This window comes from Streptomyces sp. NBC_01465 (assembly GCF_036227325.1).
Lineage (GTDB): Bacteria > Actinomycetota > Actinomycetes > Streptomycetales > Streptomycetaceae > Streptomyces.
Map to the genome: position 1 here is coordinate 4438794 of NZ_CP109467.1, position 26534 is coordinate 4465327.

Annotated in this window: 28 protein-coding genes; 10 read left to right on the forward strand and 18 right to left on the reverse strand. The window is 70.1% G+C overall.

Features of this window, described 5'->3' with window-relative positions; genetic code table 11:
- Positions 1 to 451 precede the first annotated feature (451 nt).
- Together OG707_RS20890 and OG707_RS20895 are read right to left on the reverse strand one after the other, a co-directional pair.
- The gene (locus tag OG707_RS20890) at positions 452 to 2272 is read right to left on the reverse strand and encodes an SMI1/KNR4 family protein (protein WP_329120469.1); all 1821 of its coding nucleotides are present in this window, start codon (positions 2270 to 2272) and stop codon (positions 452 to 454) included.
- A gap of 54 nt (positions 2273 to 2326) precedes the next feature.
- The gene (locus tag OG707_RS20895) at positions 2327 to 2884 is read right to left on the reverse strand and encodes a GNAT family N-acetyltransferase (protein WP_329120471.1); all 558 of its coding nucleotides are present in this window, start codon (positions 2882 to 2884) and stop codon (positions 2327 to 2329) included.
- A 34-nt stretch (positions 2885 to 2918) separates the two neighbouring features.
- Here OG707_RS20895 and OG707_RS20900 point away from each other — a divergent pair, with 34 nt between their 5' ends.
- On the forward strand, positions 2919 to 3401 hold the full coding sequence (locus tag OG707_RS20900) for a DinB family protein (RefSeq protein WP_329120474.1): 483 nt from the start codon (positions 2919 to 2921) through the stop codon (positions 3399 to 3401).
- Complete coding sequence (locus OG707_RS20905; protein WP_329120476.1) at positions 3398 to 4231, forward strand: MOSC domain-containing protein; 834 nt, start codon at positions 3398 to 3400, stop codon at positions 4229 to 4231. Before OG707_RS20900 ends, OG707_RS20905 begins: the two co-directional genes overlap by 4 nt.
- A 4-nt stretch (positions 4232 to 4235) precedes the next feature.
- Here the strand turns inward: OG707_RS20905 and OG707_RS20910 are convergent, their stop codons facing one another.
- A complete protein-coding gene (locus OG707_RS20910) occupies positions 4236 to 4475 on the reverse strand; it encodes a DUF397 domain-containing protein (RefSeq protein ID WP_329120478.1) in 240 nt (79 codons plus the stop codon).
- A gap of 90 nt (positions 4476 to 4565) precedes the next feature.
- On the opposite strand from OG707_RS20910, the gene OG707_RS20915 reads away from it, so the two are divergent.
- The 4 genes from OG707_RS20915 to OG707_RS20930 all read left to right on the forward strand — a co-directional run bounded on the left by OG707_RS20915 (position 4566) and on the right by OG707_RS20930 (position 8738).
- On the forward strand, positions 4566 to 6098 hold the full coding sequence (locus OG707_RS20915; RefSeq protein WP_329120480.1) for a serine/threonine-protein kinase: 1533 nt from the start codon (positions 4566 to 4568) through the stop codon (positions 6096 to 6098).
- A 46-nt stretch (positions 6099 to 6144) separates the two neighbouring features.
- Positions 6145 to 7149 (forward strand): C40 family peptidase, encoded by a 1005-nt coding sequence (locus OG707_RS20920; RefSeq protein ID WP_329120482.1) that lies wholly within the window; start codon positions 6145 to 6147, stop codon positions 7147 to 7149.
- The gene (locus tag OG707_RS20925; protein WP_329120484.1) at positions 7146 to 7814 is read left to right on the forward strand and encodes an NAD(P)H-binding protein; all 669 of its coding nucleotides are present in this window, start codon (positions 7146 to 7148) and stop codon (positions 7812 to 7814) included. The genes OG707_RS20920 and OG707_RS20925 overlap by 4 nt, the downstream gene beginning before the upstream one ends.
- A 225-nt stretch (positions 7815 to 8039) precedes the next feature.
- Positions 8040 to 8738: a phosphatase PAP2 family protein gene (locus OG707_RS20930; RefSeq protein WP_329120486.1), complete on the forward strand. Its 699-nt coding sequence runs from the start codon at positions 8040 to 8042 to the stop codon at positions 8736 to 8738.
- Positions 8739 to 8750: 12 nt separating this feature from the next.
- Here OG707_RS20930 and OG707_RS20935 read toward each other — a convergent pair whose 3' ends face one another.
- Together OG707_RS20935 and OG707_RS20940 are read right to left on the reverse strand one after the other, a co-directional pair.
- Positions 8751 to 10295 carry an FAD-binding oxidoreductase gene (locus OG707_RS20935; protein ID WP_329120488.1) on the reverse strand — a complete coding sequence of 515 codons (1545 nt, stop codon included), beginning with the start codon at positions 10293 to 10295 and terminating at the stop codon, positions 8751 to 8753.
- 92 nt (positions 10296 to 10387) lie between these two features.
- On the reverse strand, positions 10388 to 10552 hold the full coding sequence (locus tag OG707_RS20940; protein WP_329120489.1) for a hypothetical protein: 165 nt from the start codon (positions 10550 to 10552) through the stop codon (positions 10388 to 10390).
- A 214-nt stretch (positions 10553 to 10766) separates the two neighbouring features.
- Here OG707_RS20940 and OG707_RS20945 point away from each other — a divergent pair, with 214 nt between their 5' ends.
- Positions 10767 to 11528 carry a hypothetical protein gene (locus tag OG707_RS20945; protein ID WP_329120491.1) on the forward strand — a complete coding sequence of 254 codons (762 nt, stop codon included), beginning with the start codon at positions 10767 to 10769 and terminating at the stop codon, positions 11526 to 11528.
- A 111-nt stretch (positions 11529 to 11639) separates the two neighbouring features.
- On the forward strand, positions 11640 to 11786 hold the full coding sequence (locus tag OG707_RS20950; RefSeq protein ID WP_329128241.1) for a hypothetical protein: 147 nt from the start codon (positions 11640 to 11642) through the stop codon (positions 11784 to 11786).
- 56 nt (positions 11787 to 11842) lie between these two features.
- Here OG707_RS20950 and OG707_RS20955 read toward each other — a convergent pair whose 3' ends face one another.
- Positions 11843 to 12172 carry a metal-sensitive transcriptional regulator gene (locus tag OG707_RS20955; RefSeq protein ID WP_329120493.1) on the reverse strand — a complete coding sequence of 110 codons (330 nt, stop codon included), beginning with the start codon at positions 12170 to 12172 and terminating at the stop codon, positions 11843 to 11845.
- A 173-nt stretch (positions 12173 to 12345) separates the two neighbouring features.
- Here OG707_RS20955 and OG707_RS20960 point away from each other — a divergent pair, with 173 nt between their 5' ends.
- Positions 12346 to 12966, forward strand: coding sequence for a DUF47 domain-containing protein (locus OG707_RS20960; protein ID WP_329120495.1), 621 nt, complete (start codon positions 12346 to 12348; stop codon positions 12964 to 12966).
- Positions 12967 to 12971: 5 nt separating this feature from the next.
- Positions 12972 to 13967: an inorganic phosphate transporter gene (locus OG707_RS20965; RefSeq protein ID WP_329120497.1), complete on the forward strand. Its 996-nt coding sequence runs from the start codon at positions 12972 to 12974 to the stop codon at positions 13965 to 13967.
- 224 nt (positions 13968 to 14191) lie between these two features.
- On the opposite strand, the gene pstB is transcribed toward OG707_RS20965, so the two are convergent.
- The 12 genes from pstB to OG707_RS21025 form a co-directional block, all read right to left on the reverse strand.
- Positions 14192 to 14968, reverse strand: coding sequence for a phosphate ABC transporter ATP-binding protein PstB (gene pstB / locus OG707_RS20970; RefSeq protein WP_329120499.1), 777 nt, complete (start codon positions 14966 to 14968; stop codon positions 14192 to 14194).
- Positions 14969 to 14990: 22 nt separating this feature from the next.
- Positions 14991 to 16064, reverse strand: coding sequence for a phosphate ABC transporter permease PstA (gene pstA / locus OG707_RS20975; protein ID WP_329120501.1), 1074 nt, complete (start codon positions 16062 to 16064; stop codon positions 14991 to 14993).
- Positions 16061 to 17044 carry a phosphate ABC transporter permease subunit PstC gene (gene pstC / locus OG707_RS20980; protein WP_329120503.1) on the reverse strand — a complete coding sequence of 328 codons (984 nt, stop codon included), beginning with the start codon at positions 17042 to 17044 and terminating at the stop codon, positions 16061 to 16063. Before pstC ends, pstA begins: the two co-directional genes overlap by 4 nt.
- 110 nt (positions 17045 to 17154) lie before the next feature.
- Positions 17155 to 18291 (reverse strand): phosphate ABC transporter substrate-binding protein PstS, encoded by a 1137-nt coding sequence (pstS, locus tag OG707_RS20985; protein WP_329120505.1) that lies wholly within the window; start codon positions 18289 to 18291, stop codon positions 17155 to 17157.
- Positions 18292 to 18588: 297 nt separating this feature from the next.
- Entirely contained in the window at positions 18589 to 19053 is a 465-nt protein-coding gene (locus OG707_RS20990) for an NUDIX hydrolase (protein WP_329120507.1), read from the reverse strand.
- Entirely contained in the window at positions 19050 to 20012 is a 963-nt protein-coding gene (locus tag OG707_RS20995) for a CHAD domain-containing protein (RefSeq protein WP_329120509.1), read from the reverse strand. The genes OG707_RS20990 and OG707_RS20995 overlap by 4 nt, the downstream gene beginning before the upstream one ends.
- Complete coding sequence (locus tag OG707_RS21000) at positions 19999 to 22233, reverse strand: RNA degradosome polyphosphate kinase (RefSeq protein ID WP_329120511.1); 2235 nt, start codon at positions 22231 to 22233, stop codon at positions 19999 to 20001. The genes OG707_RS20995 and OG707_RS21000 overlap by 14 nt, the downstream gene beginning before the upstream one ends.
- Before the next feature lie 163 nt (positions 22234 to 22396).
- Positions 22397 to 23209, reverse strand: a complete 813-nt coding sequence (locus tag OG707_RS21005; protein WP_329120513.1) for a hypothetical protein — start codon at positions 23207 to 23209, stop codon at positions 22397 to 22399.
- Positions 23210 to 23251: 42 nt separating this feature from the next.
- Positions 23252 to 24211, reverse strand: coding sequence for an ABC transporter permease (locus OG707_RS21010; protein ID WP_329120514.1), 960 nt, complete (start codon positions 24209 to 24211; stop codon positions 23252 to 23254).
- Positions 24208 to 25197: a hypothetical protein gene (locus tag OG707_RS21015; protein ID WP_329120516.1), complete on the reverse strand. Its 990-nt coding sequence runs from the start codon at positions 25195 to 25197 to the stop codon at positions 24208 to 24210. The genes OG707_RS21010 and OG707_RS21015 overlap by 4 nt, the downstream gene beginning before the upstream one ends.
- The gene (locus OG707_RS21020; RefSeq protein ID WP_329120517.1) at positions 25194 to 26120 is read right to left on the reverse strand and encodes an ABC transporter ATP-binding protein; all 927 of its coding nucleotides are present in this window, start codon (positions 26118 to 26120) and stop codon (positions 25194 to 25196) included. Before OG707_RS21020 ends, OG707_RS21015 begins: the two co-directional genes overlap by 4 nt.
- Complete coding sequence (locus tag OG707_RS21025; protein WP_329120519.1) at positions 26117 to 26530, reverse strand: GntR family transcriptional regulator; 414 nt, start codon at positions 26528 to 26530, stop codon at positions 26117 to 26119. The genes OG707_RS21020 and OG707_RS21025 overlap by 4 nt, the downstream gene beginning before the upstream one ends.
- Positions 26531 to 26534: the final 4 nt, after the last annotated feature.

A 26534-nucleotide genomic window follows, 5' to 3' on the forward strand; every position in this document is an offset into this window, starting at 1 on the left:
TATGTCCGAGAAGGCGGTCCTGACCTGCGACGCCGACCGGATGTATGCGGGAACACGTATGGTCACTCTGTGTATCACGGGGGGTGACGCCGGGCAATGATTGGCGTTATCCACCTCGGCGCTGTCGCAGGAAGGGGCGGGGGGCGTGCCGTTTTCGATGAGGCTGAGAGGCCACTGGCTGTAGTCGATTACCAGCCGGAGTGGCCGGATGAGTACGCGGCGGTGGTCCGGCGGGTGCGGGCGGGGCAGGTGGGGTGGGAGGTGTCTTGAGGGTCTGGAGGCAATGGCTTTCAACTCCCGTTGCCTGTCGGTAGGTTCGGGTCGACAGGTTGTTCGAGGAGAGGGACTTTCACTGTGCGCACGTCCAGCCGTCGACTGATGTCCGCACTCGCCACCGCGGCCGCCGGTGCTGCGGTCGACGCCCAGTGGCGCTACGGCTCCGGGCCGGCCGTCACTCGGTGCCGTCGTAGGACTGGAACCCGATGGTGACGGTCACCTCGCCGGGGACCGGCTCCGGCTTCGGGCGGTCCGGGGTGTCGAGCACCGGTAGGCGGTGGTTCTCGACACGGATGCGCGGGAGCGTCAGGCCGAAGTGGGACCCGACCGCCCGGAGCGTCCGGACCGCCGCCGTACGGCCCCTGTGGCCCTCGTCCCATACGTCGGTGAACCGGCCCTCGGCGTCGAGGAGCCCCGCCTCGGTCAATGCGGGGTCCAGCAGGGCGGGTTCAGTGCCCGTACGGGACAGGGTGCCGGCGTAGTGGCCGGGGAAGCCCGGTTCGACGGCCAGGGTGCACAGCTCCTCGCCGCCGGGTCCGGTGCAGGTGACGTGGAGCGCGTCGGAGCGGCGCTGCCAGATCGTGACGCCGGGGACGGAGAGGTCTCCGGTCGCAGGGCGGTCGCCGGTGTTCTCCAGGGCGAAACTCCAGCCATTGCCGCAGGAGCCGAACACCGCGGTGGGGCGTTCCCTGTTCGGGGTGAACGCCTGGCGCAACCGGGATCGGGAGACGGCGGGGGCCGGGAGCACGGAGTCCGGGTCGGCGCCCAGGCGGCGGGCCAGCTCCTGCGCTGTGTGGGCGCGGGTGAACGTGAGGGCGTAGGAGGAGGAGAAGACGTGCGTCGGCAGCCAGTCGATGCCGTCCGAGGGAGCGGGCGTCGGTTCCACGTCCAGTGAGCCGCCCTCGCGCGGGGTGGTGAGGATGCTGCGGGCCCGCTCCGGGGTGATCAGGGGGCCGAGGTACGGGTCGGCCAGCAGCTCGACCGGGGCGATGTGCTCGGCGGTCAATGGGCGCCACAGCGGGAGCACTTCGCGCGCCAGCACCTCCCACGCCTCGTCCTCCTGACCCCAGATCGCCAGCTCGCGGGCGCGCGGGACCGCGGCGACGCAGGCGGGCTCGAAGGTGCCGTCGAGGAAGCGCCGGCGGTAGGGGGCGAGGGCCGGGTCGGTGCTGGTGTGGCCGTGGTCCTCGCGCTCGGCGAGGAGCGCGTACACCGGTAGGACCGCTTTGGTGAGGAAGTGGCCGTCGGCGGGGAGGAGGCGGCGGGGGTCCGGGAGCATGTACGTACTCCCCTGCATGACCCGCGTCTGGAAGAGGTACACGTCGGCCGCCGGGCGGCCGAAGGCCTTGGCGTCCTCGAGCGCGGCCACCGCCTCGTCGAGCCGCCCCGCCAGTAGGTCGAGGCGGGCCTGCTCGATCTGGGCGTCGAGGCGGTCCGCCGTGGCGCCCTCGGGGTTACGGAGGTTGTGGAAGCTCTGGTAGAGCGCGTACATGAGGTGGCCGAAGGACTCGTAGCGCTCGGGCGGGCTCGCGCGCCAGCTCGCGTAGTCGTACGCCGCCCACTCGCCGTCCTCGTTGATGTCCTCCGGGTCGAGCATGAGGTCGTTCATGTCGCTCTCGACGGAGAGCTGGAGCGCGCGGCGCCACATCTCGGCGGCGAACAGTTCGTCCTCGTCCGGGTCTTCGCCCAGGTCCTCGTGGGCCCACTCGTCGAAGGCCTCGAAGGACATGCCGACGTCCTCGTAGCGGGCGACCTGGGTGGTCCCCGCCATCAGATCGACGAACTCGCCCGCCCAGCGCCAGCCGTTGGAGACCTTGAGGAAGGCGCGGTAGGAGGGCGGGAGCGGAGTGCCCGTGCACGCCTCGAGCGCCGCTATCTCCTCGTCGGTGGCAGGGTCGAAGCCGAGCCGGCCCGGCGGCTCGTCGTGCACCTCGTGCCACTCGTCGCTCCATGTACGGAGGAAAGCGGCCCAGTCGTCGATCTTCTGCGTACCCATGAACCCAGCGTGCCGGACACCACTGACAATGCGGCCGGTCGGCGGCGGAACGGGTCAGTCCAGATCCCCCGGGACCAGCGAGTGCACCACCAGGTCGACGCGGCCGTCGTGCACCGTGCCCGCGTTGCGCAGGACGCCCTCCTCCGTGAGGCCCGCCTTCAGGGCGACCCTGCGCGACGCGGTGTTCTCGGTGGCCGCGCGCAGCTCCATGCGCTGGAAGTGCTGGTCGGTGAGCAGCCACCGGCCGATGGCCCGGGTGACCTCCACGGCGATTCCGCGGCCGCGGGCCCAGGGCGCGACCCAGTAGCCGATCTCGCTGACCTGCGCTTTCCAGTCCGTACGGTTGAGCCCGACCGCGCCGGCGAGGCGGCCGCCGTCCGCCGCGTCCGTGATCGCGAACTGGATTCCGTCGCCCGAGGTCCGCAGGTCCTCCGCGACCTTCGTGCACCAGGCGGTCGCGTCGTCGAGCGTGTACGGCGAGGGCAACGGCAGCCAGCGCTGGGTCAGTTCGTCCGAGCAGCCCTTCTGGGCGTCCTCGATGTCCTCCGGCGTGAAGGGGCGCAGGGTGAGGGTGCCGGTGTGCAGCACGGTCTCCGGGAAAATAATGCTCATGGCAGACCGTATCCCGGCTGGGCATGATGGGTGCATGGATGATCAGCAGAGAGCCTTTCCCTCGACGACCGCTGCCGACCGTGAGTCGCTGACCCAGTTCCTGCAGTACCAGCGCGAGACGCTGATGATGAAGTGCACCGGGCTGAACGTCGAGCAGCTGCGGGAGGCCGCCGTCCCGCCCTCGGGGATGACGCTGCTCGGGCTCGTACGGCACATGGCCGAGGTGGAGCGGAGCTGGTTCCAGGAGGACTTCCGGGGCGACCCGGTGACCACCGCGTGGAAGGGGTTCGAGGTCGCGGACGCCGATCCCGCCGAGGCGTTCCGGGTGTGGGACGCGGCCTGTGCCGTCTCGCGGGAGATCGTGGACGGGGCGGAGTCGCTCGACGTGCGGGTCCAGATCGGCGGTGAGCCCCACTCGCTGCGCTACATCGTGACGCACATGATCGAGGAGTACGCCCGCCACAACGGCCACGCGGACTTCCTGCGCGAGCGCATCGACGGGACCACGGGCGAATGATCACCGTGCGGGAGCTGTACGTGTACCCGGTGAAGGGGTGCGCGAAGGTCGCCGTCGCGTCCGCCCGGGTGGGGGACATGGGGCTGAAGCACGACCGTACGTTCATGGTCGTCGACGCCGTGGACGGGTCCTTCCGGAGCCAGCGCAAGCTGCCGGGGATGGCCGTCGTACGGGTTGAAGTGCTCCGTCTGGGCCGGGAGTTGATGCTGAGCGCGCCCGGTGTGGAGTCGCTGCGCGTCGGGGTCGATCCCGATGGCGTACGGCTGCCCGTCAGTCTCTTCGACCGGCCCGTCGGGGACGGGGTCGATCAGGGGGACGCCGCTGCGGAGTGGTTCTCCGAGGTGCTGGGGGCCAAGTCCCGGCTGGTGCGCGTGCCGCCAGGGTTCGACCGCGACGGGTGGGGCGAGGTGCCGGGGAAGGTCGGGTTCGCCGATGCGCACGCGCTGTCGGTCAACTCCGTCGCCTCGCTGGACGACCTCAACGCGCGGATAGCCGAGCGCGGCGGTGCCGATCCCGTCGGCCTCGACCGCTTCCGGCCCAACATCGTGCTGGAGGGGTCCGACGAACCCCACTTCGAGGACCGGATCAGGCGGATGACCGTCGGGACCGTTCAACTCGCCTATGCCGTACGGGCGATGCGCTGCAACGTCCCGCTCGTCGACCAGGTCACCGGGCGCCGCGCCGGACCCGAACCGGTCCGCACGCTGGCCGGCTACCGGCGGGAGCCGGCGTACGACAACAAGGTCAGCTTCGGGATGAAGGCGGCCGTGGTGCGGGGTGGAGTGCTGAGCGTCGGCGATCCGGTCGATGTGACCCGCTGGGAGGCGTGAGCGCTCAGGTCACCGGGCCCTGGCCGTCGAGTTCGGCGAAGTGGTCGAACTCGCCTGCCTGGACGCCGAGTACGAACGCGTCCCACTTCTTCTGGGTCGTCGTGACGACGTTTTCGGGGTCGCTCGTCTCGCGGAGGTAGACCAGGTCGCCGGGGCCGAAGGCGATCTCGATCCAGGGGCCCGGACCCTCCTCGCCCTCGGGGGCCGCACGGATCCAGTCGAGGTCGGCGGGGATGTCGGACACGGTGCTCCTCGGGCGGGCGGCGGTGAACAGGGCGTGGCGCCAGGCTAGTACGTCTTGATCCGGCGGGTACGGGGTGGGAATGTCGGGCCCGTGGACGGACTCAAGGATCACGACCCCGCGCACATAGGTGCCTTCGCGCTGGTCGGCCGGCTGGGCGCCGGGGGCATGGGGCAGGTCTATCTGGGGCGGTCGCCGGGTGGGCGGCTGGTGGCCGTGAAGGTGATCAGGGACGAGATCACCGACCATCCCGAGACGCTCGCCAGGTTCCGGCGCGAGGTCAAGACCGTGCGGGCGGTGCGCAGTCCGTACACCGCGGGGCTCGTCGACGCCTCGCTCGACGAGGCGCCGTACTGGCTCGCCACCGAGTACGTGGAGGGACCCACCCTGCGCGACGCCGTGCGCGAGCGCGGGGCGTTCCCGGCCGTCACCTGCCGGGGGGTGTTCGCGGCGCTCGCGGAGGGCCTTGCGAGCGTCCATGCGTACGGGGTGACGCACCGCGATCTGAAGCCGGGGAACGTCATGCTGGGCGCCCAGGGGCCCCAGTTGATCGACTTCGGGATCGCGCGGGGCGTGAGCGACGACGTACTGACCATGGCGGGGCAGTCGTTGGGGACGCCGGGCTATGCGGCGCCCGAGGTGATCCTGCGCAACGAGGTCGGGCCCGCCGCCGATGTCTTCGCGCTGGGCGCGACCATGGCGTACGTGGCCACCGGGCGGGCGCCGTTCGGGGTCGGGGAGGCCGCGGGGATCGGCTATCGCGTCGTGCACGAGGAGATTGGGCTCGACGGGGTCGAGGAGGAGCTCGGCGCGCTCATCAAGGCATGCGTGGCCAAGGAGCCGGGGGAGCGTCCTGGGCTCGACGAGGTGATCGCGCGGTGCGGAGTGCGGTCCGCGCTGGTCGACGACGCGTTCTACCGGGGCGTGCGGACGGAGCGGGCGCAGGAGCCGGAGGGGGACGAGCCGACGCTCGTCGCGCCCGTCGCCGCTCCTGAGGCTGTGCGGCCCCGGAGGCGGCGGGTCTGGCGGGCGGTGGTCGTGGCGGGGCTCGTGGTGGTCGCGGCGGCCGTGTCCGCCGTGGAGTTGAGGCCTCCCGGGGGAGGCGACGGCGGCAAGGGCGGTGGCGGGAGCGTCCCCAAGGTGCCCGGGCACGTCGAGGCCGTCTCCGCCGTGAAGGGGAAGTGGTCCTCCCGTACGCAGGACTGCGACCCGAGCGCCGAGGAGCCCGTCTCGCAGGGGCAGACCGTGGTGCAGGGGAGCGGGCGGTCGATCGTGAATCCGAACGCGATGACGGGGAAGGCGCGGATCCAGTTCCGGCTGCGCGGGGTGGACACCCCCTCGGACGCCTCGAAGCCGTACTACGTGTCCCTGCTCGTACGTCCGCCGCACCACGACGACCGCGGCTACGCGACCAAGCCGGTGAACCTCTTCGCCAAGGGCGTGAAGGGGGCGCTGGAAGGGATCACGGTGACGTATCCGGACGACTTCACCCAGCGGTCCGCGGGGAAGACACGCGCGGCGATCCCGCTCTCCGCGGACCCGGGCGACTGGACGCTGCTGGTGGGGCATGTGAAGTCGGAGAAGGAGTACGCGGTGATCCTCTGCGGGGGATTTCAGGGCGGATAGGCGCGGATGGGCTGTACTGGCCGGGGTGATGGGGGAGGGTTGGTGCGTGCGCAAAGTCTGGGTGGTCGGTGGGGCCGGGGTCGGGCTGTTCCTGGCCTTCGTCGCGCTGCTCGTCGTCGGTACGTACTCGGCCGCGGCCGGGATGAACGGCGGCGGTGCGAAGGGTGCGGTCGGGCTGGCGAAGGGCGCGGTGCCCGCGATGTACCAGCCGCTGGTGCAGAAGTGGGGCAACCTCTGCCCGGCGATCAACCCGGCGCTGCTGGCCGCGCAGTTGTACCAGGAGAGCGGCTGGCGGTCCGATGCGAAGTCGCCGGCCGACGCGCGGGGGATAGCGCAATTCATCCCCGGAACCTGGGCGACGCACGGGATCGACGGGAACGGTGACGGGAAGAAGGACATCTGGGATCCGGCGGACGCGATTCCGTCGGCGGCCTCGTACGACTGCGAGCTGGCGAGCTACGTGAAGAAGGTGCCGGGCGACCAGAGCGACAACATGCTGGCGTCGTACAACGCGGGGGCGTACGCCGTCATCAAGTACGGGGGCATCCCGCCGTACCGGGAGACGCAGAACTACGTCAAGATCATCCGGTCCCTGGAGAAGAGCTTCGCCCGGCCGGTGGGCGGAGTCGCCCCGTCCCAGCAGGCCGCCTCCGCCATCTACTACGCGCAGGAGAAGCTCGGGACGCCCTATCTGTGGGGCGGGAACGGGACCGCCGACCAGGGCGGGCGCTTCGACTGCTCGGGGCTGACGAAGGCCGCGTACCACAGCGTGGGGATCGAGCTGCCGCGCGTCGCCAACGACCAGTACAACGCCGGGCCGCACCCGTCGAGGGACCAACTCCTCCCGGGTGACCTGGTGTTCTTCTCGGACGATCTCGGGAACTCGCGCGCGATTCACCACGTTGGGCTGTATGTGGGAGGCGGGTACATGATCGACGCTCCGTACACGGGCGCCGTGATCCGCTTCGACAAGATCGACTCCCCGGACTACTTCGGGGCGACACGCGTGACGAAGGACGGAGCACAGGCAGTGGGGTCGGCCGCCGGATGAGGGTGCTGCTTTTCGGGGCGACCGGCATGGTCGGCCAGGGCGTGATGCGGGAGTGCCTGCGCGACGGGCGGGTGGAGAGCGTCCTCGCGGTCGTGCGCGCCCCGCTCGGCTTCACACATCCCAAGCTGCGTGCGGTGGTTCACGAGGACTTCGCGGACTTCTCCTCCCTGGAGGGCGAGTTCGCCGACGTGGACACCGTCTTCTACTGCCTCGGCGTCTCCTCGGTCGGCATGGGCGAGGACGCGTACCGGCGCATCACGTACGACTACACGCTCGCGGCGGCCCGCGCGCTGCCCGCCGACCCGGAGCTGACCTTCGTCTATGTCTCCGGCGAGGGCACGGACAGCACGGAGCAGGGCCGCTCGATGTGGGCGCGCGTCAAGGGCCGTACGGAGAACGAGCTCCTGGCGATGGACTTCCGCGCGTACATGTTCCGCCCCGGCTTCATCCAGGCCGTGCACGGAGCGACCTCGCGGACCAGGCTCTACCGGACGCTGTACGTCGTCATCGGCCCGCTCTACCCGCTGCTGCGGCGGCTGATCCCCCGCCATGTGACGACCACCGAGAACCTGGGCCGCGCGATGATCGCGGTCGTGGGGCGGGCCGGGGAGGGCGAGCGCGTTCTCGCCAGTCCGGAGATCAACAAGGCGGCGGCGGAAGCATAAACACCGCTGTGACGTGGCTTGAACTCTCCGTTACCGCCAGGCCCTGAGCTGCGACGATGAGTCACTCTTCGGTAACGTCATAGTGATCGTTCGGTGGAGAGTGGAACGGCGGGCCCCTCCAGGGCGTTCCCTGGACGGAGAACGTTGAAGACTGACCAACGGGGGTTGGTGGAAGCCGCGGTACAGCGCAGTACGGCGTAGGGACAAGGCAAGGGGCCGCAGCACATGGCTGGACTCGCGATCGATGGGTCGAACCCCGATGTCAGCCTGCTCTACGACATCAACGGCCTTGCGAAGGACGCCCCCGGGTGGGTCGACCGCGCGATGGAGTTCGTCGGCGAGTACGGGATCCTGCTCGCGCTGGTCCTCGTCGCGCTGTGGTGCTGGTGGTCCGTCAGGCGCCAGGCCGACCGGGAGCGAGCCGTGTCGTCGGTCGCCGCGCTCGTGTGGGCGCCGCTGGCCGCGGGCCTTGCCGTACTGGTCAACATCCCGATCCGCGGATTCGTGGAGCGGCCGCGTCCGTTCGTCGAGCACACGGGCCTGGACGTCCTGGTGAGCGGCAAGACCGACTTCTCCTTCGTCAGCGACCACGCCACGATGGCGATGGCGCTCGGGGCCGGACTCTTCGTCACGCACCGGAAGTTCGGGCTGATCGCCATCGGACTCGCTCTGGCGGAGGGCTTCTGCCGGGTCTTCATGGGCGTGCACTATCCGACCGACGTCATCGGCGGATTCGCGCTGGGCACGGCGGTCACGCTGCTGCTCGCGCCGCTGGCCGGGATGCTGCTGACGCCGGTCGTACGGGCGGTGTCGCGGTCCGAGCGGCTCGGGTGGCTGGTGCAGTCGCGGCGGGTGGTGGCGGTGGCCGCGGTGGCGATCCCGGAGCCGCGGCCCGAGTCGGACCACCGGGACCTGGCGGCCTGAATCCCCTGAACTTCACAGGGATTGCGGGTAGTTGAAGACCTTCTCCGGGTCGTACTGCTTCTTGAGCGCCGTCAGACGGGCTGCCGCGTCGCCGAAGTACGCCGAGCGCCAGTCGGTGAGCGTGGGGTCCGTGTAGTTCTGGTAGGCGCCGCCGGATGCGTACCGGCGCATCGCGCTGTGGGTGTCTTTCAGCCAGTTCTGCTGAGTTGATCCTGAAGTGCCCGGGCGCCACGAGGCGATGTACTGCGCCAGGAAGCGCGAGCGGCGGTGGACGAAGGCCGTCGCGGACGGGTCGACCCGGTTGATCGCACCGCCGAGCGCGGTCAGCGCGATGGAACCGGCGCCCGCGGACTGGGCGGAGAACGCCTCGGAGCGGGCGAGGAGCGCGGAGATTCCGGACGCCGGGATCGAGCGGTCGTAGAAGTCGGACGCGGCGGAGTACGTCTCGCGCTGCAGGGCGCCCTGGGCGGTGCGGCCCGGGGTGGCGCCGGGGAGGTGGCACTGGTCCTCGGAGAAGCTCGCGCAGCCCGCGTACACGAGCATCGCCTCCTTGTAACCGCGGCGCCGCAGAGATACGGAGGAGGCCGGTGAGCCCGCGCGGTCGGCCAGCCGGTCGAGGGTGTTCTGCAGGTCGGAGTAGGTGCCGAGGGAGAACGCGGCCACGGAGACGGAGGGGTTGCGCCCGCCCGCGGCCTGCTCCAGGTGCGCGGACGACCAGATCTCGTCGGGCTGGTCGGGGCCCCACTCCTGCCAGGCGGCGACGACGGCGGCCGCCTTCGACCAGGGCCAGGTGAGATAGGCGCCGACGGTCTGCGGGGCGGGGTGGGTCCGGAAGGTGAGGTCGGTGACCACCCCGAAGTTGCCGTTGCCTGCCCCGCGCAGGGCCCAGAAGAGGTCCTTGTTGGCGGAGGAGCTGGCGGTGAGGCGTTTGCCGTCGGCGGTGATGAGGGTCGCCGAGGTGAGGTTGTCGCAGGTCAGTCCGTAGGCGCGGGAGGCGACACCGTGGCCGCCGCCGAGCGTGAGGCCGGATATGGCGACGGTGGGGCAGGAGCCGCCGGGGATCGTACGGGAGGAGGCGGCGAGGGTGTCGTAGACGTCGACGAGGCGGGCGCCGGCGCCGATGGTGCCGGTGGAGGGGCTGATGCGGTTCAGCTTCGACACGTCGATGACCAGGCGGCCCGTGCCCGAGGACCAGCCCGCGTAGGAGTGGCCGCCGCTGCGGATGGAGACCGGGGTGCGGTGGGCGCGGGCGAAGGCCAGGCATTCGCGGATGTCGTCGTCGTTCGCGACGTAGGCGACGGCGGTGGGCTTCTGGTCGTCGAAGCGGGTGTTGTAGAGCTGGCGGGCGGTGGCGTAGGCGGAGTCGCCGGGGCGGACGAGCTTGCCCTGGAGGCCGCTCGCGAGGGCGGACCAGGTGGGGGCCTTGGTCGGGGTGGGGGTGCTGCTGGGCGTGCGGGGTGGGGTGGAGCGGGATGCGGCGGGCTGGGTGTCCGGGTCGCTGGTGCAGGCGGCGGCGGCCAGGGCGGGGGTGGCGGCTAGCAGGGTGCGGCGGCGCATGTGGTGACCTCCTGGGTCGCTTTCGCGGACCGGCGTCCCGGTTGTGCCCACCCGTTCCGCCCTGCGGAACGACTGCCCACAACCTGTGGGGTTCAGGCGTTGGCGCTGGACGCCTCGTGCTCGCTCGCGTCCGTGCGCGCCCGGTCCCGGGAGCGGCGCGCCGGGCCCGTCCAGCCGCAGCTGCAGCGGGCTATGCAGAACGCGCCTCGTTCGGTGGTGGTGGTCAGGTGCTGGTGTGGGGGGTCTGCCGGTGACACGCGTTTCACGGTACCGGGGGTGTGCCGAAGGGCGACGGGCGGTGGTGCCACCCGGCGGACGGAGTCCGGCGCAGCGGCCCGAAGCCCGTGAGGCCCCCCGGGGCCGAGCGGTGCGAGGGGCGCGTGAAAAAACGTGACGGGTGGCCCGGGGCGTCGTTATGCGGGACGGGTGGGGTGTGACAAGTGGTGGTCGGGCGTTGGGGGTTGGCAGGCGATGCTGGTGCGGCAGTACGGGTGGAGGAGCGGGGCCTGTGGGGCCTCTGTTGCGGTGGTGATCGCTGCCGTCGCCGGGTGTTCTCCGCGCGCGGGCGCCGTCGCCGACGACCGGAGCGACACCGGGGCCGTCCAGGGAGCCGCCGCCGCGCTGGTGCGGGCCGGGAGCGCCAAGGCGCGTACGTCCATGGAGATGGCGTCCGGCGGGACACGGGTGACCATCAGCGGGACCGGTACGTACGACTTCCGCAAGCGGATGGGGATGCTCAGGGTCGTCCTGCCCCAGGACGCGGCCGGCGCGCAGGAGCACCGGCCGATCACCGAACTCCTCGCGCCCAGCGCGCTCTACATGAAGAACCGGGGCGCGGGCGTCCCCGCCGACAAGTGGGTGCGGGTCGACACCAGGACCCTCTCCGACGGGAATCTCGTGACGGGCGGCGCCACCGACCCCCTGATCGCCGCCGAACTGCTGCGCGGCGCGCGCAAGGTGAGTTACGTCGGCAAGGAAGAGCTCGACGGGGTTCGCGTACGGCACTACCGCGGTGTCACCGCTGCGGCGAAAGGGTTCGCCAAACGGGATGTGCCCTTCGACGCGTACCTCGACGACGAGGGCCGGCTGCGCAAGGTGCGCCACCGCTTCAGCTTCGTCAACGAGGGCAAGACCGTCGAGGTCGCCTCCACCACCGTGCTGTACGGATTCGGGGCGCCGGTGGCCGTCGAACTGCCCGCCGCGGCGGACATCTATGCCGGAAAGATTCGCTGAGGATCAGTCGGAAATGGTCCGTCCGTGCCATGCGCGGGGCGTGTTCGGATCCCTACGCTGGGAAGCCGACGACGGCAGAGAGAGGTGATGCACGTGCCGGGGTTGCGCACTATGAGTGTCCAGGAGCACGTGGCCCTCGCCGAGATCGAGCTGTGCGGTGAGTTGATGATCGCGGCGGCGGACGCCGCCGAGGAGAGGCTCAGCGCGGACCGTATCGACGAGGTGCTGATGAGGGTGTCGGCGGACGCCGACAAGTAGGGGGCGGTGCGCGGCCCGGTCCGTGCCGCGCTCCCCCCGGCCGGGGACCGCCCGGTTCACGTACGCAGCAGCCGGGCGATCGCCTTTGTCGCTTCCTCGACCTTCGCGTCGATCTCCTCGCCGCCCTTGACCGCGGCATCGGCCACGCAGTGGCGCAGGTGCTCCTCCAGGAGCTGGAGCGCGAAGGACTGGAGGGCCTTGGTGGACGCCGAGACCTGGGTGAGTATGTCGATGCAGTAGACGTCCTCGTCGACCAGTCGCTGCAGGCCCCTGATCTGGCCTTCGATCCGCCGCAGCCGCTTGAGGTGCTCGTCCTTCTGGTGGTGGTAGCCGTGCACTCCGGCGTCGTGAGGGGTGAGTGGTTCCGTCGCCTCGGTGGCCGTCATGGCGTCCTCCCGTTGGTCAAAAGGGGTACATACCCCTCATGGGTATATGGTACCGGTCCCCCGTGCTGATCACTGTGCCTCATGGGCGACACTGGGTGCTCGCCGGTTAGCCGTGGCCGGATGATGCGCCTAGCATCAGCCTGACCGAATCCAGAGCACCCTGAGGACCCCACGTGCGCTTTCGTCTGACCCCCCGGGAGACGAGCTTCTACGACATGTTCGCCGCATCAGCGGACAACATTGTCACGGGCTCCAAGCTCCTCATGGAACTGCTCGGTGCGGACGCCCCCGCCCGGGTCGAGATCGCGGAGCGGATGCGGGCAGCGGAGCACGCGGGGGACGATGCCACCCACGCCGTCTTCCACCAGCTCAACTCCTCCTTCATCACGCCGTTCGACCGCGAGGACATCTACAACCTGGCCTCGTCGCTCGACGACATCATGGACTTCATGGAAGAGGCCGTCGACCTTGTCGTCCTCTACAACGTCGAGGAGCTGCCCAAGGGTGTCGAGCAGCAGGTCGAGGTACTGGCGCGGGCGGCCGTTCTGACCGCCGAGGCCATGCCGAACCTGCGGACCATGGACAACCTCACCGAGTACTGGATCGAGGTCAACCGCCTCGAGAACCAGGCCGACCAGATCCACCGCAAGCTGCTGGCCCAGCTCTTCAACGGCAAGTACGACGCCATGGAGGTGCTGAAGCTGAAGCAGATCGTGGACGTACTCGAAGAGGCTGCCGACGCGTTCGAGCACGTCGCGAACACGGTGGAGACCATCGCGGTCAAGGAGTCCTGAACCCGGTGGACACCTTCTCCCTGATCGTGACCATCGGTGTCGCGCTCGGATTCACGTACACGAACGGCTTCCACGACTCCGCGAACGCCATCGCCACCTCCGTCTCCACCCGGGCGCTCACGCCCCGGGCGGCGCTGGCGATGGCCGCGGTGATGAACCTGGCCGGTGCCTTCCTCGGCAGCGGTGTCGCCAAGACCGTCAGCGAGGGGCTCATCGCCACGCCCACGGGCCAGAAGGGGATGGGGATCCTCTTCGCGGCGCTGGTCGGCGCGATCATCTGGAACCTGATCACCTGGTACTTCGGGCTGCCCTCGTCCTCCTCGCACGCCCTGTTCGGCGGCATGGTGGGCGCGGCTCTGGCGGGCGGCACCACCGTCTACTGGTCGGGCGTGCTCGACAAGATCGTCATCCCGATGCTGACCTCGCCGCTCGTCGGTCTGGTGGTCGGTTATCTGGTGATGGTCGCCATCCTGTGGATGTTCCGGAAGTCCAACCCGCACAAGGCCAAGCGCGGCTTCCGCATCGCCCAGACCGTCTCGGCCGCCGGCATGGCGCTCGGCCACGGTCTGCAGGACGCCCAGAAGACGATGGGCATCGTGATGATGGCCCTGGTCATCTCGGGCGACGAGAGCTACGGCGACGAGATCCCGATCTGGGTCAAGCTGGCCTGTGCGGCGATGCTCTCGCTGGGTACGTACGCGGGCGGCTGGCGCATCATGCGCACCCTCGGCCGCAAGATCATCGAGCTGGACCCGCCGCAGGGCTTCGCCGCCGAGACGACCGGCGCCTCGATCATGTTCGCCTCGTCGTACCTTTTCCACGCGCCGATCTCGACGACCCACGTCATCACCTCGGCGATCATGGGTGTGGGCGCGACCAAGGGGACGCGGGCCGTGCGCTGGGGCGTCGCGAAGAACATCGTGATGGGCTGGTTCATCACGATGCCGGCGGCTGCGCTGGTGGCTGCGGCGAGCTTCTTCGTGGTGCAGCTGGTGTTCTAGGCTCCGGCCGGTCCCGGTGGGGCCTTCGGCCGGGGGTCCGGGGGTTGACCCCCGGGTGGGCACAGCATCACGATGCCGGCCGCGGCGCTGGTCGCTGCGGGCAGCTTCTTCGTCGTGCAGCTGGTCTTCTAGGTTCTGTACGTACGGAAATGGGCCCGTCCCCCTCACCGGGGGACGGGCCCTTTGCCTTGCGGTGGCACCGCCATGCAGCACCGCAAGTCTGGTTATCCGAAGCGGCCCGAGATGTAGTCCTCGGTGGCCTGCACGGACGGGTTGGAGAAGATCCGGGAGGTCTCGTCCAGCTCGATGAGCCGGCCGGGCTGGCCGACCGCCGAGAGGTTGAAGAAGGCCGTGCGGTCCGAGACGCGGGCGGCCTGCTGCATGTTGTGCGTCACGATGACGATCGTGAAGCGCTCCTTGAGCTCCCCGATCAGGTCCTCGATCGCGAGGGTGGAGATCGGGTCCAGCGCCGAGCAGGGCTCGTCCATGAGGAGCACCTGGGGCTCGACCGCGATGGCGCGGGCGATGCAGAGGCGCTGCTGCTGGCCGCCGGAGAGGCCGGAGCCGGGCTTGTTGAGGCGGTCCTTGACCTCGTTCCAGAGGTTGGCGCCCTTGAGGGACTTCTCGACGACGTCGTTGAGCTCGGACTTGCGGTACTTGCCGTTGAGGCGCAGGCCCGCCGCCACGTTGTCGAAGATCGACATGGTGGGGAAGGGGTTCGGGCGCTGGAAGACCATGCCCACCGTGCGGCGTACGGTCACGGGGTCGATCGAGGAGCCGTAGAGGTTCTCGTCGTCGAGGAGGACCTTGCCCTCGACCCGGCCGCCGGGGGTGACCTCGTGCATGCGGTTGAGGGTGCGCAGGAAGGTCGACTTCCCGCAGCCCGACGGGCCGATGAAGGCGGTCACCGAGCGGGGCTCCACGGTCATCGAGATGTCCTCGATGGCCTTGTGGTTGCTGTAGTAGGCGGTCAGGCCCGATACGTCGATTCGCTTGGCCATGTCAGTTCACTTCCTTGTGGCCTCAGCGGCCGGTTTTCGGGGCCTTCCAGCGGGCGATGCCGCGGGCCACCAGATTGAGGATCATGACGAACGCGATCAGGACCAGGGCGGCGGCCCAGGCGCGGTCGTACGAAGCTTCGCTGCCCACTCGGTACTGGTCCCAGATGTAGAACGGGAGCGAGGACTGAGGGTCCTTGAACGGGTTGGAGTTGATCATCTGGCTGCCGAAGACGAGCAGCATGATCGGCGCGGTCTCACCGGCGATGCGGGCGATGGCGAGCATCACACCGGTGGTGATTCCGCCGATCGCGGTCGGGATGACCACCTTGATGATCGTGCGCCACTTCGGGATGCCGAGGGCGAGGGAGGCCTCGCGCAGCTCGTTCGGTACGAGCTTGAGCATCTCCTCGGTGGAGCGGACCACGACCGGGATCATCAGGATCGTGAGGGCGAGCGAGCCGAGGTAGCCCGCCGGCTTCAGGCCCGCCATCAGCACGATGGTGAGGATGAAGAGGCCGGCGACGATGGACGGGATGCCGGTCATGACGTCCACGAAGAACGTCACGGCCCTGGCGAGCGCGCCCTTGCCGTACTCCACCAGATAGACGGCCGTCAGCAGACCGATCGGCACGGAGATCAGGGTGGCGATGCCGACCTGCTCCAGGGTGCCGATCAGGGCGTGGTAGACGCCGCCGCCCGGCCCGAAGCTGGCGATCCCGGCCATCGAGTGGGTGAGGAAGTTGACGTCGAGGACCTTGGTGCCACGGCTGACCGTCTCCCAGACGAGGGAGGCGAGCGGGACCACCGCGAGGATGAAGCAGACCCAGACGAGGCTGGTCGCGATGCGGTCCTTGGCCTGGCGCTTGCCCTCCACCGCGGTGGAGGCGGCGTACGTGATGACGACGAAGAGCAGGGCCGCGATCAGGCCCCACTGGACCTTGCTGTGCCAGCCCGCGGCGGAACCGATGCCGATGCTGAGCGCGATCGCGACCACGGCGATGCCGGTCGGGGCCCAGCGGGGGAGGCGCTTGGAGGCGAGGGACTGGTGGGGCGCGGCCGGGGCCGGGGCGACGTCCTGGACAGCGGCGTGGCTCATGCGTTGGCCCCCGAGTACTCCTTGCGGCGGGCGATGATCATGCGTGCCGCGCCGTTGACCAGCAGGGTGAGGATGAAGAGCACCAGGCCGGAGGCGATCAGCGCGTCACGGCCCAGCTGGTTGGACTCGTCGAACTTGGCCGCGATGTTCTGGGCGAAGGTGCCGCCGCCCGGGTCGAGCAGATGGCCGGAGATCAGGAAGCTCGGCGACAGGACCGTGGCGACGGCCATCGTCTCGCCGAGTGCGCGGCCCAGGCCCAGCATCGAGGCGGAGATCACGCCCGAGCGGCCGAAGGGCAGGACCGAGAGGCGGATGACCTCCCAGCGCGTGGCGCCGAGGGCGAGGGCCGCCTCTTCGTTGATCCGGGGGACCTGGAGGAAGACCTCGCGGCTGACGCTGGTGATGATCGGCAGGATCATGATCGCGAGCAGCACGCCGACCGTGAACATCGAGCGGGCGACGCCGACTTCGGTCTTGTCGAAGACGTACGTCCAGCCCATGTACTGGTCGAGCCAGAGGTTGGTGCCTTCGAGGTACGGGACCAGGAAGAGCGCGCCCCAGATGCCGTAGATGATCGAGGGCACCGCGGCGAGGAGGTCCACCACGTACGCGAGCGGCGAGGCCAGCTTGCGGGGTGCGTAGTGGGAGATGAAGAGCGCGATGCCGACGGCCACGGGGACCGCGATGGCCATCGCGATGATCGAACTCACGACCGTGCCGAAGAGGAGGACCGCGATGCCGAAGGTGGCGTTGGCCGGGTCCCAGTCGAAGGTCGTGAGGAAGTTGGTGTCGTCCTTGGAGATGGCGAGGACGGAGCGGTAGGTGAGGAAGGCGGCGATCGACGCCATGAGCACCAGGATCAGGATGCCCGAGCCTCGGGAGAGGCCGAGGAACACCTTGTCGCCCGCGCGGCCGGTGGACTGCCTGGCGCGCTTCCTGGGTGCCGGCGGAGCCGGAGGGGTTTCGGTGGTTATAGCCATGATCTTTCCGGTCTGTGTGGGGGAGCTTGGTGGGCTCCCCTGGCGGCGGTGCACCGGATGGTGGCGGCGGCCGGTCAGTGGTCGTGGCTGACCGGCCGCCGCCGGGGGTCCTAGGAGAGACCCGCGACGGTCTCCCGGACCTTGGCGTTGATCTCGGCCGGGATCGGGGCGTAACCGGCGCCCGAGAGGAGCTTCTGGCCCTCGTCGCTCGCGGTGTAGGTCAGGAAGGACTTGACCGTGCCCAGGGTGTCGGCCTTGTTGCCGGTGTCACAGACGACCTCGTACGTGACCAGGACGATCGGGTACGCGCCGTCGGCCTTGGTGGTGTAGTCGAGGCCGAGCGCCAGGTCCTTGCCGGTGCCCTTGATCTTGGCGGCGGCGATCGCCTTCGAGGCGTTCTCGGAGGTCGCCTCGACCGGGGCGGAGGCGCCGGTGTTGATCTTGACGGTGGAGATCGACTGCGAGGTGGCGTAGCTCAGCTCGAAGTAGCCGATCGCGCCGTTGACCTGCTTGACCTGGGTGGCGACACCCGCGGAGCCGGACGCGGCCTGGCCACCGGGGGCCGGCCACTTCTTCTCGGGCTCGTACTTCCAGTCGGAGGCGGCCGTGGCGCTCAGGTACTTGCCGAGGTTCTGCGTGGTGCCCGAGTCCTCGGAGCGGTGGAAGGGCTGGATCGCCAGGTCCGGGAGCTTGACGCCCGGGTTCAGCTTGGCGATCGCCTGGTCGTTCCACTTCTTGATCTTGGTGTCGAAGATCTTGGCGAGCGTCGGGGCGTCGAGCACGAGGCTGTCGACGTTCTCCAGGTGGAAGCCGATCGCGATCGGGCCGCCGACCATCGGGAGGTTGATGCCCTGGCCGGTCTTGCAGATCTTCTTCGAGTCGGCGACCTCTTCGGGCTTGAGCGCCGAGTCGGAGCCGGCGAAGCCGACCGTGCCCTGGTTGAAGGCGACGATGCCCTCGCCGGAGGAGGAGCCCTTGTAGTTGATGGTGGCGGTCTTGCAGGCCGCGTTGTACGCGTTCTGCCAGAGCTCCATCGCGTTCTTCTGCGCGCTGGAACCGGATGCCAGGAGCTGGCCCTTGGCGCCGTCGCACTTGATGTTGGAGTTGGCGGCGTTGGTGCTCTTGTCGCCGCTGCCACCGGTCGAGCTGTTGTTGTCCGAACCGCACGCCGTGAGGACCAGGGCGCCGGAGACGGCGATGGCGCCGAGCGCGGCGGCGCGGAGCCGGTTCTTGCGCTGAAGCTTCACTTCGGGTGTTCCTTCCAGGAGCCGCCGTGGTTCCGTTTTTTCTACGGCGGCGTGCGACGGGATGATCGGTTGCGGCGGAGGTGCCGTTCACCGTGTAAGGCCGAAATTAGACAGATCAGGTGAAGCGGCCGACGGGGGAGAGTGAACGGAAGGTGAACCTCGCCGTACGACCGGGTGTTCGGCGCCGGAGGCGAATGTTCGGGCCCCGGGAGGTTTCGGCACGGTCTCGGTGCGGACTCGGTGCGGTCTCGGATCGGCGTCGGTGGCGTCCCGTACGCGGTGGAGCGGCAGCCTGGATCAGGCGCTGTGCAGCGCTGCGACCAGCGCGTCCACCAGATCGCGGTCCCTGGGGTGGGTGAGGCGGTGGCGGGCGGTGAGGGGGGAGAGCCAGATGATCCGGTCGACCTCGTCGCTGGGCGTGAACGAGCCGCCGGTCGCCTCGGCCGCCCAGTAGGTGACCTTCTTGGGGCGGTGATTGGCGACGTACCGGAGGGTGGGCAGGCGGGCGCCCGGGGTGCAGTGGTGGCCCGTCTCCTCGAGGACCTCGCGCAGGGCGCCGGCGAGGGCGTCCTCGCCGCGCTTCAGCTTCCCCTTGGGGTGCGACCAGTCGTCGTACTTCGGACGGTGGACGAGGCAGATCTCCAGCCAGCCGTCGTGGGGGGAGCGGCGCCACAGGACGCAGCCGGCGGCGAGAACGGTCGCGTTCGCGTCGCGCTCTCGGTCGCGCTCTCGGTCTTGGTCCCGGGATGAGCCGGTCGTCATGGGGCGCTCACCGCTGCTCTCTGCCAGGTCTGCTGGAAGGCGTACCTCGCAGCCTCGACCTCGTGCCGCTGGTCCGCGTGGAGGACGCCGAGAGCGTACGCGGTCGCCGGGGCGATCCTCGGCGTACGGGCGGCCGATGCGGCGGCGGCCGCGGCCTCGGAGGCCTCGCGGTGGCGGTCCAGGGCCTGGCCTGCTCCGAACACCCTTGAATCCGGGCCGGGTTGGTCCTCGGGGCCCAGGTCCGCGTAGAGCACCTCATGGGCGTACCGGTGCAGACGCAGCAGCAGCCGGACCGTGTGCCAGGGGGCGTCCTGGGCGTCGCTGAGGCCTTCGGCGTTGTACGGGAGTGCGGCCTTGCCCAGCGGGAGCAGCGCCACGGCCTCGGTGAGCCGGGCTTCCGTGGACTCGGCGGCGCAGGGCAGGACCTCCGCGGCGTGGGCGTCGGCGGCGGGGGCGAGCGGGACCTCCGAGGCCAGTAAGGCCACGGCGTCCGCCACCGCGTGGAAACGGGAGGAGCCGAGCGCCTGGAGGGCGGCCGAGTGGGCCCGGGTCCTGGCCAGGGTCAGCTGGCGCTCCAGGAGGGCGCCCGCGCGGGCCGCGCCGATGGAGGACAGGGCCGGTTCGGCGGAGGCGTCCGAGAGCCGGCCGAGGGCTTCGAGGAGGCGGGCCAGGCGGGCGGTGTACGCGTGTTCGCGGGCCAACGTGCCGGACAGCCAGGCGAGTTCGGTACGGAGCTGGTCGGCCCAGGCCGCGTCGAGGAACGTACGGAAGGTGTGCAGCGTCGAGCTGATCCGGCGGGCGGGGCGGCGCAGGTCGCGCGCTGCCTCCTCGCCGCCTTCGGGGGAGGCGCGCAGGGCCCGGAGGAACTCGGCGGCCTGGTCGCAGAGGTACCGGGAGAGCAGGGCGCCCGCCGTCGCCGTGTCGGTGGTGGGGGGAGTGTCGGCGCTAGGGCGTTGCACGTCGGCGCCTCCGGGCGTCTATCAGCATCTCCTGTACGTGGCGCAGCGGTTGGCCGTCGGCGTCGGTGTTGTGCCGGGTCCAGTTGCCGTCGGGGCCCAGGTGCCAGGAGGCGGTCGTGTCGGACATGCCGGTTTCCAGGAGGCGGCTGAGGGCCGCCCGGTGCGCGGGGTCGGAGACCCGGACCAGCGCCTCGATCCGGCGGTCGAGGTTGCGGTGCATCATGTCGGCGCTGCCGAGCCAGACTTCGGGCTCGCCGCCGTTGCCGAAGGCGAAGACGCGGGAGTGCTCCAGGAAGCGGCCCAGTATCGAGCGGACCCTGATGTTCTCGGAGAGGCCCGCGACGCCGGGGCGCACCGCGCAGATGCCGCGCACCCAGATGTCGACGGGGACTCCGGCCATCGCGGCGCGGTAGCAGGCGTCGATGGTGGCCTCGTCGACGAGGGAGTTGCACTTGATGCGCACATAGGCGGGGCGCCCTGCACGGTGGTGTGCAACTTCCTTGTTGATACGGGTGATCAGGCCGTCGCGCAGCGACTTGGGCGCGACGAGGAGGCGGCGGTAGGTCTCGCGGCGGGAGTAGCCGGAGAGGCGGTTGAAGAGGTCGGAGAGGTCGGCGCCGACCTGCGAGTCGGCGGTGAGCAGGCCGAGGTCCTCGTACAGGCGGGCGGTCTTGGGGTGGTAATTCCCGGTGCCCACATGGGAGTAGCGGCGCAGGGTCTCGCCCTCCTGCCGTACGACGAGGGAGAGCTTGCAGTGCGTCTTCAGCCCGACCAGGCCGTATACGACGTGGCAGCCCGCCTCCTCCAGCTTCCGCGCCCACTTGATGTTGGCCTGCTCGTCGAAGCGGGCCTTGATCTCGACGAGGACGAGGACCTGCTTGCCGGACTCGGCGGCGTCGATGAGGGCGTCCACTATCGGCGAATCGCCCGAAGTGCGGTACAGGGTCTGCTTGATGGCCAGCACGTCGGGGTCGGACGCCGCCTGCTCCAGGAAGGCCTGGACGGAGGTGGAGAAGCTGTCGTACGGGTGGTGCAGGAGGACGTCGCGCTCGCGCAGGGCGGCGAAGATGTCGGGCGCCGACGACGACTCGACCTCGGCGAGGTCCCGGTGGGTGCCCGCCACGAACTTCGGGTACTTCAGCTCGGGCCGGTCGAGACCGCCGATGCCGAAGAGGCCGGTGAGGTCGAGGGGGCCGGGGAGCGGATACACCTCGGCGTCGCTGACCTTCAACTCCCGTACCAGCAGGTCGAGTACGTAAGGATCGATGTCCTCCTCGACCTCCAGGCGCACCGGCGGCCCGAAGCGGCGCCGCATGAGCTCCTTCTCCAGCGCCTGGAGGAGGTTCTCGGTGTCGTCCTCCTCGACTTCGAGGTCCTCGTTGCGGGTGACCCGGAACATGTGGTGCGCCAGGACCTCCATCCCGGGGAAGAGCTCTTCGAGGTGGGCGGCGATGACGTCCTCAAGGGGGACGTACCGCTCGGGGGAGGCCTCCAGGAAGCGGTTGAGCAGCGGCGGGACCTTGACGCGGGCGAAGTGGCGGTGGCCGCTGACCGGATTCCGTACGACGACCGCGAGATTCAGCGAGAGGCCCGAGATGTACGGGAAGGGGTGCGCGGGGTCCACGGCGAGGGGGGTCAGGACGGGGAAGATCTGCGCCCGGAACAGCGTGAAGAGCCGCGCCTGCTCCTTGTCCGTGAGCTCCGGCCAGCGGATGAGGTGGATCCCCTCGTCGGCGAGGGCGGGCGCGATGTCCTGCTGGTAGCAGGCGGCGTGCCGGGCCATGAGCTCGCGCGAACGGGTCCAGATCAGGTCGAGGACCTCGCGGGGCTGCAGCCCGGACGCGGAACGGGTGGCGACGCCGGTGGCGATACGGCGCTTGAGGCCCGCCACCCTGACCATGAAGAACTCATCGAGATTCGAGGCAAAAATCGCAAGGAAGTTCGCCCGTTCGAGGAGGGGCGTGGCGGGATCCTCGGCGAGCTCCAGGACGCGTTCGTTGAACGCGAGCCAGCTGCGCTCCCGGTCGAGGAAGCGGCCGGAGGGCAGCTCGGCGCCGCTCCCGTCCTCCTCGTACCCGTCCATGTCGGCATCGATGTCGGATTCCAGGTCCGCAGCCGTGGCCGCGACGGACGCGACGGTCTGCGGCCGGTGCGCGGCTATGGAGCCGACGGACGGCTGGACGTGCTGGAGCGGGACCTCTGCGCTGGGCTGCTGGCTCATGAAGCCATTGTTCCGCGCGAAGCCGTCGTGGGGCGCGGCGGCGGGTTGCATTCCGTGAGCGTCGCAAGCGCGTCTGAATGACGGGTTACGGGGACATGGCCTGCGGGATATGGGCCGAGGGCCCTGCGGAGACCCAGGGAGGCGACACCTCCCTCCTGCCTCCCTACGCGGCGGCGCGGCGCTTCAGGATGCGGAACGCGATCGCCATGACGAGCGCGGCCGCGGCCAGGGCGATGCCGGTCTCCGCGAGCTGGCGGATCCAGAAGTCCCTGGGGAGCACACCGTCGACGTTGCTGATCGTCAGGCAGAAACCCGGTACGGCGAGTGCGGCGAGGACCACGGCAGGGAGGGCACGGCCGAGCCACAGCCCGGACAGGGCGCCGACGGCGAGGCCGAGCAGAGAGCAGGCGACCGGGAGAGTGCCCGTCGCGTAAAAGGTGGTCGCCTCCAGCCAGCGCACCGGGTAATTTCCGTGCGGCCCGGTGTGGCCGGCCCAGGCGCCAATGCCGGAGACCGCCGAGGAAGCGGCGAGCACCAACACGGCGGGCGGGACGAGCTGGGCCTTCAGCCAGTGGGCGGGGGTGACGGACTGGGTCCACATGACCTTGTATGTTCCCGACTCCAGCTCCCGGCCGGTCAATGGGCCTGCGGCGAAGGCAGCGGCGGCAGAGGCCAGGAGGATCAGGCCGAGACCTGCGTACGCGAGCTGGTGCTCGAGGGCCAGCTCGCTGTCGAGAAAGCCCCCGACGCGGCCGCCGCAACCTCTGGTCACATACGTGACGGAGCAGTCGGTGGCCGCGAAGGCGCCGGCAGCCGAGGCTGCCATCAGCCTGCGCAGGACCGTCACCGCCGCCATGCCTGCGGCCAGCACGCACATGGTCCACAGCGTGAAGCGGTTCGTGCGGGCGCTGACCCAGTACGGACCACGCAGGTTGAAGGTGCGGTGGGCTCTGCTGGATATCAGTAGGTCGGTCATGTCGATCTGTCCCCCTGGGAATCCTTGGCAGTCTCTTCGGACTTACCGGGCGGCGCGGCGCTTCAGGATGCGGAACGCGATCGCCGTGACGAGCGCGGTCAGGGCCAGGACGAGGCCCGTCTCGACCAGCTGGAGCGGCCAGAAGTGTGTATTGGGGTGGTAGTCGACGTAGTAGCCGACGACCTTGTGGGCCGCCAGGCACGCCTTGTCGTCGGTGCAGATCGGGTCGTCGATGTGCGCCCCGCCGGCCGTCACCGCACCGATGTCGATGACGTCGCCGCCGACCGCGGGGTACTCGACGGGGTTGACGATCGTCTTGACGGGCCAGAGGTACGGGCGCGAAAAGCCGACCACGACGCTCGCGAGCAGCAGCGCGAAGAAGGACAGGCCCATGGCGGGGATCATGCGCTTCTGGAGGAACGCGCACAGCGCGCCGATCGCCAGACCGAGCAGGGGCAGCGCGATGCCGACCGTGCCCAGGGTGTTGTAGGTGGTGCTGTTCACGGGCCACTGGTTGTCCGTGAGGCCGGGTGCGCCCGAGGCCACCAGACGACGCAGGAGCACGAGCACCGTCGTACCGGCGACGAGGAAGGCCGCCGGGTAGGTGAGCTTCGCCGCCAGCCAGCGGGCCGGGGAGACCGACTGGGACCAGGCGAGGTGCGCCGTCCCGGCCTCCAGTTCGCGGCCGATCAGGGTGCTCGCGGCGAACAGGGCGGCGGCGAAGGGGACGAAGCCGATCGAGGCCTCGGTGAGGGAGAGCAGCGAGTGGTACGTGTCCGCCGTCGGGCCCTTGGCCGTGCAGGCGTTCGCGACGAGCGTGCTGCACGTGCCCTTGATGCCAAGACCCGAGGTGCCGGGTCCCGCCAGCCACAGCAGCACCGCCGATGTCACGGCTACGTACGCGACCCACAGCCACAGCGCGAGGCGGTGCAGACGCAGCACCGTCCAGTTCAGGCCGCTGACGCGGGAGCCCGGCCGCGAGGAGAGAGACGTGGCACTCATACGGAGGTGCTCCTTCGGGGCGTGTGGCGGCGCAGGACCAGGAAGGCGGCGGCGACGGCCAGCGCGGTCAGGGCGAGGAGGATGCCCGTCTCGGCGAGCTGGCGGGGCCAGTAGTCGGGGGACGGGAGGTAGCTGCGGGTGAAGCCGACGATGTCGTGCTTCGCCAGACAGGCCTTGTCGAGGTAGCAGCCGGGGTCGGAGATCTGTGCGCCCGTGGACGTGATCGCCTTGCTGTGCACGGGGAGTTCGGGCTGCGGGTGCAGGCCCTGGAACGGCCAGTTGTTGCCGCGCGCCGCGCCCACCAGGTACTGCGTGACCCCGGCGACGACGACTGCGGGCAGCGTACGGCGTACGACGAGGCCCACCAGGACGCCGAACGCGACGGCGAACAGGGCGGTCGCCACGGTCGCGGGACCGATCGAGAAGTTGAAGGCGCGCGGGCCGATGCCGGCGAGGAGGAGGTGGTTGTTGCTGTCCCAGACGGCGCGGTACAGGACGACGATCACGGCGGTGCTCGCCGTCACCAGGAGCGCGGGCAGCGCCAGCTTCGCCGCCAGCCAGCGAGCCGGGGTCACGGACTGGGTCCAGGCCAACTGGGCTGTCCCCGACTCCAGTTCGCGGGCGATGAGCGGTCCGGCCGCGAAGACGGCGATCGCGCAGGCGGCGATGGAGATCATCGTGGCCGGATCGTAGAAGAGAGTGTTGAACGTGGATCCGACCAGGGGCAGGCCGTTGCCAAGGCCCTTCCAGGCGTCGTCCTGCGTTCCCGCGTAGCCGAACGTGTCGAACGCCTTCTGCGCGGTACTCGCGCCCGGTCCCCACAGCCACAGCAGCAGGCCGAGGGTGATGGCGGTGTACGCGGTCCACACCCACAGGGCCGGGCGGTGCAGCCGGGACATCGTCCAGACCAGGCCGTCGGCGCCGGGGAGGGTGCGGCGTACCGGGGGCGTCCCGGTGGTGGGCTTGTTCAGGGTCGCCGTGCTCATGCGGACACCGCCGTGGTGGAGAAGTGCGTACGGGCCGTCGTGCCCGGGGTGATCAGGGCAGGTGCCGCGGGGTTGCGCAGATGGGCCAGGAGCAGTTCCTCCACCGAGGGCTCCTGCGTCTCCCAGGTGTCGGCGAGCGGGCCCTCGCGGCGTACGAGCGCCGTCAGGCCGCGGCCTGTGGCGCGCGACTCGATGACCGTGTGGCCGGCGAGGTCGTCGAGCGTGCCCCGGCCGGTGACCAGGGAGTGCGCCGTCGTCAGGTCGTCGATGCCGCCGCCGAGCCGGACGCGGCCGCCGCCCATGAGGAGCAAGTGGTCGCAGGCGTCGGCGAGTTCGGTGACGATGTGCGAGGACATCAGGACGGTCGTGCCGTGTTCGGCGGCGTCCGCCATCAGGGTGCCCATCAGCTCGTGGCGGGCCAGCGGGTCCAGATCCGCCATCGGCTCGTCGAGCAGCATCAGCTCGGGCCGCTTGCCGAGGGCGAGGGCGAGCGCGACGCGGGTGCGCTGGCCGCCGGAGAGGCGGCGGATCTTCTTCTTCGGGTCGAGCGAGCCCTGCTCCACGATCGAAGCGGCGTAACTCGCGTCCCAGCGTTCCTTGTTGAGCTCCGCGCCCATCCGCAGCGTGTCCGCGACGGACAGCTGGGGGTGCAGCGGCTTGTCCTGGGAGAGGTACGAGACACGGTCGCGCTTCTCGCCGGGCGTCGCGCCCAGCACGGCGATCGTGCCGGAGCTCTGCCGAAGGAGGCCTGCCGCTATCGCCAACAACGTTGACTTTCCAGCCCCGTTGGGGCCGACGAGCGCGCTGACGCGGCCCGCGGGGAGAAGGAACGAGCAGTCGTCGAGGGCGGGCTCGGCGTGCCGGCCGTAGCGCTTGCCGAGGCCGGAGGTCTCGATGGCAGGGGTGCTGCTGGTGGTGCTCACTGGTCACCCTTCGGGAAGATCTCGTCCAGTACGGAGCCGAACAGTGCGGCCACGTCGTCGCGCTCCAGACCGCCGGCGCGGGCGCGCCCGACCCAGTCGGTGAGCTCCGCCTTGAGCGGGGAGTCGGCCGGGGTCGCGGCGGCCGCGTTGCCGAGCGTCTTGCGTACGAAGGTGCCGAGGCCGCGGCGGGCCTCGACGAGTCCTTCGCGCTCGAGCTCGCGGTAGGCCTTGAGGACGGTGTTCGGGTTGATGGCGGTCGCTTCGACGACCTCGCGGGCTGTCGGCAGTTTGTCTCCGGGCTCCAGCAGGCCCAGGCGCAGGGCCTGCTTGGTCTGCTGGACGATCTGGAGATAGGTGGAGACGCCGCTGCGGCGGTCTATCCGGTACTCGATGGTGCCGTGACCCCCCATGCCG

Bases quoted from the DNA above. Each gene is read 5' to 3' on its own strand.
- OG707_RS20945 (WP_329120491.1), top strand. From the start codon at position 10,767: ATGCTGGTGCGGCAGTACGGGTGGAGGAGCGGGGCCTGTGGGGCCTCT.
- pstA (WP_329120501.1), bottom strand. From the start codon at position 16,064: ATGAGCCACGCCGCTGTCCAGGACGTCGCCCCGGCCCCGGCCGCGCCC.
- OG707_RS21015 (WP_329120516.1), bottom strand. From the start codon at position 25,197: ATGAGCACGGCGACCCTGAACAAGCCCACCACCGGGACGCCCCCGGTA.
- OG707_RS21000 (WP_329120511.1), bottom strand. From the start codon at position 22,233: ATGAGCCAGCAGCCCAGCGCAGAGGTCCCGCTCCAGCACGTCCAGCCG.
- OG707_RS20950 (WP_329128241.1), top strand. From the start codon at position 11,640: ATGAGTGTCCAGGAGCACGTGGCCCTCGCCGAGATCGAGCTGTGCGGT.
- OG707_RS20925 (WP_329120484.1), top strand. From the start codon at position 7,146: ATGAGGGTGCTGCTTTTCGGGGCGACCGGCATGGTCGGCCAGGGCGTG.
- OG707_RS21005 (WP_329120513.1), bottom strand. From the start codon at position 23,209: ATGACCGACCTACTGATATCCAGCAGAGCCCACCGCACCTTCAACCTG.
- OG707_RS20890 (WP_329120469.1), bottom strand. From the start codon at position 2,272: ATGGGTACGCAGAAGATCGACGACTGGGCCGCTTTCCTCCGTACATGG.
- OG707_RS20930 (WP_329120486.1), top strand. From the start codon at position 8,040: ATGGCTGGACTCGCGATCGATGGGTCGAACCCCGATGTCAGCCTGCTC.
- OG707_RS20935 (WP_329120488.1), bottom strand. From the start codon at position 10,295: ATGCGCCGCCGCACCCTGCTAGCCGCCACCCCCGCCCTGGCCGCCGCC.
- OG707_RS20990 (WP_329120507.1), bottom strand. From the start codon at position 19,053: ATGACGACCGGCTCATCCCGGGACCAAGACCGAGAGCGCGACCGAGAG.
- OG707_RS20905 (WP_329120476.1), top strand. From the start codon at position 3,398: ATGATCACCGTGCGGGAGCTGTACGTGTACCCGGTGAAGGGGTGCGCG.
- OG707_RS21025 (WP_329120519.1), bottom strand. From the start codon at position 26,530: ATGGGGGGTCACGGCACCATCGAGTACCGGATAGACCGCCGCAGCGGC.
- OG707_RS20955 (WP_329120493.1), bottom strand. From the start codon at position 12,172: ATGACGGCCACCGAGGCGACGGAACCACTCACCCCTCACGACGCCGGA.
- OG707_RS21010 (WP_329120514.1), bottom strand. From the start codon at position 24,211: ATGAGTGCCACGTCTCTCTCCTCGCGGCCGGGCTCCCGCGTCAGCGGC.
- pstC (WP_329120503.1), bottom strand. From the start codon at position 17,044: ATGGCTATAACCACCGAAACCCCTCCGGCTCCGCCGGCACCCAGGAAG.
- pstB (WP_329120499.1), bottom strand. From the start codon at position 14,968: ATGGCCAAGCGAATCGACGTATCGGGCCTGACCGCCTACTACAGCAAC.
- OG707_RS20895 (WP_329120471.1), bottom strand. From the start codon at position 2,884: ATGAGCATTATTTTCCCGGAGACCGTGCTGCACACCGGCACCCTCACC.
- OG707_RS20900 (WP_329120474.1), top strand. From the start codon at position 2,919: ATGGATGATCAGCAGAGAGCCTTTCCCTCGACGACCGCTGCCGACCGT.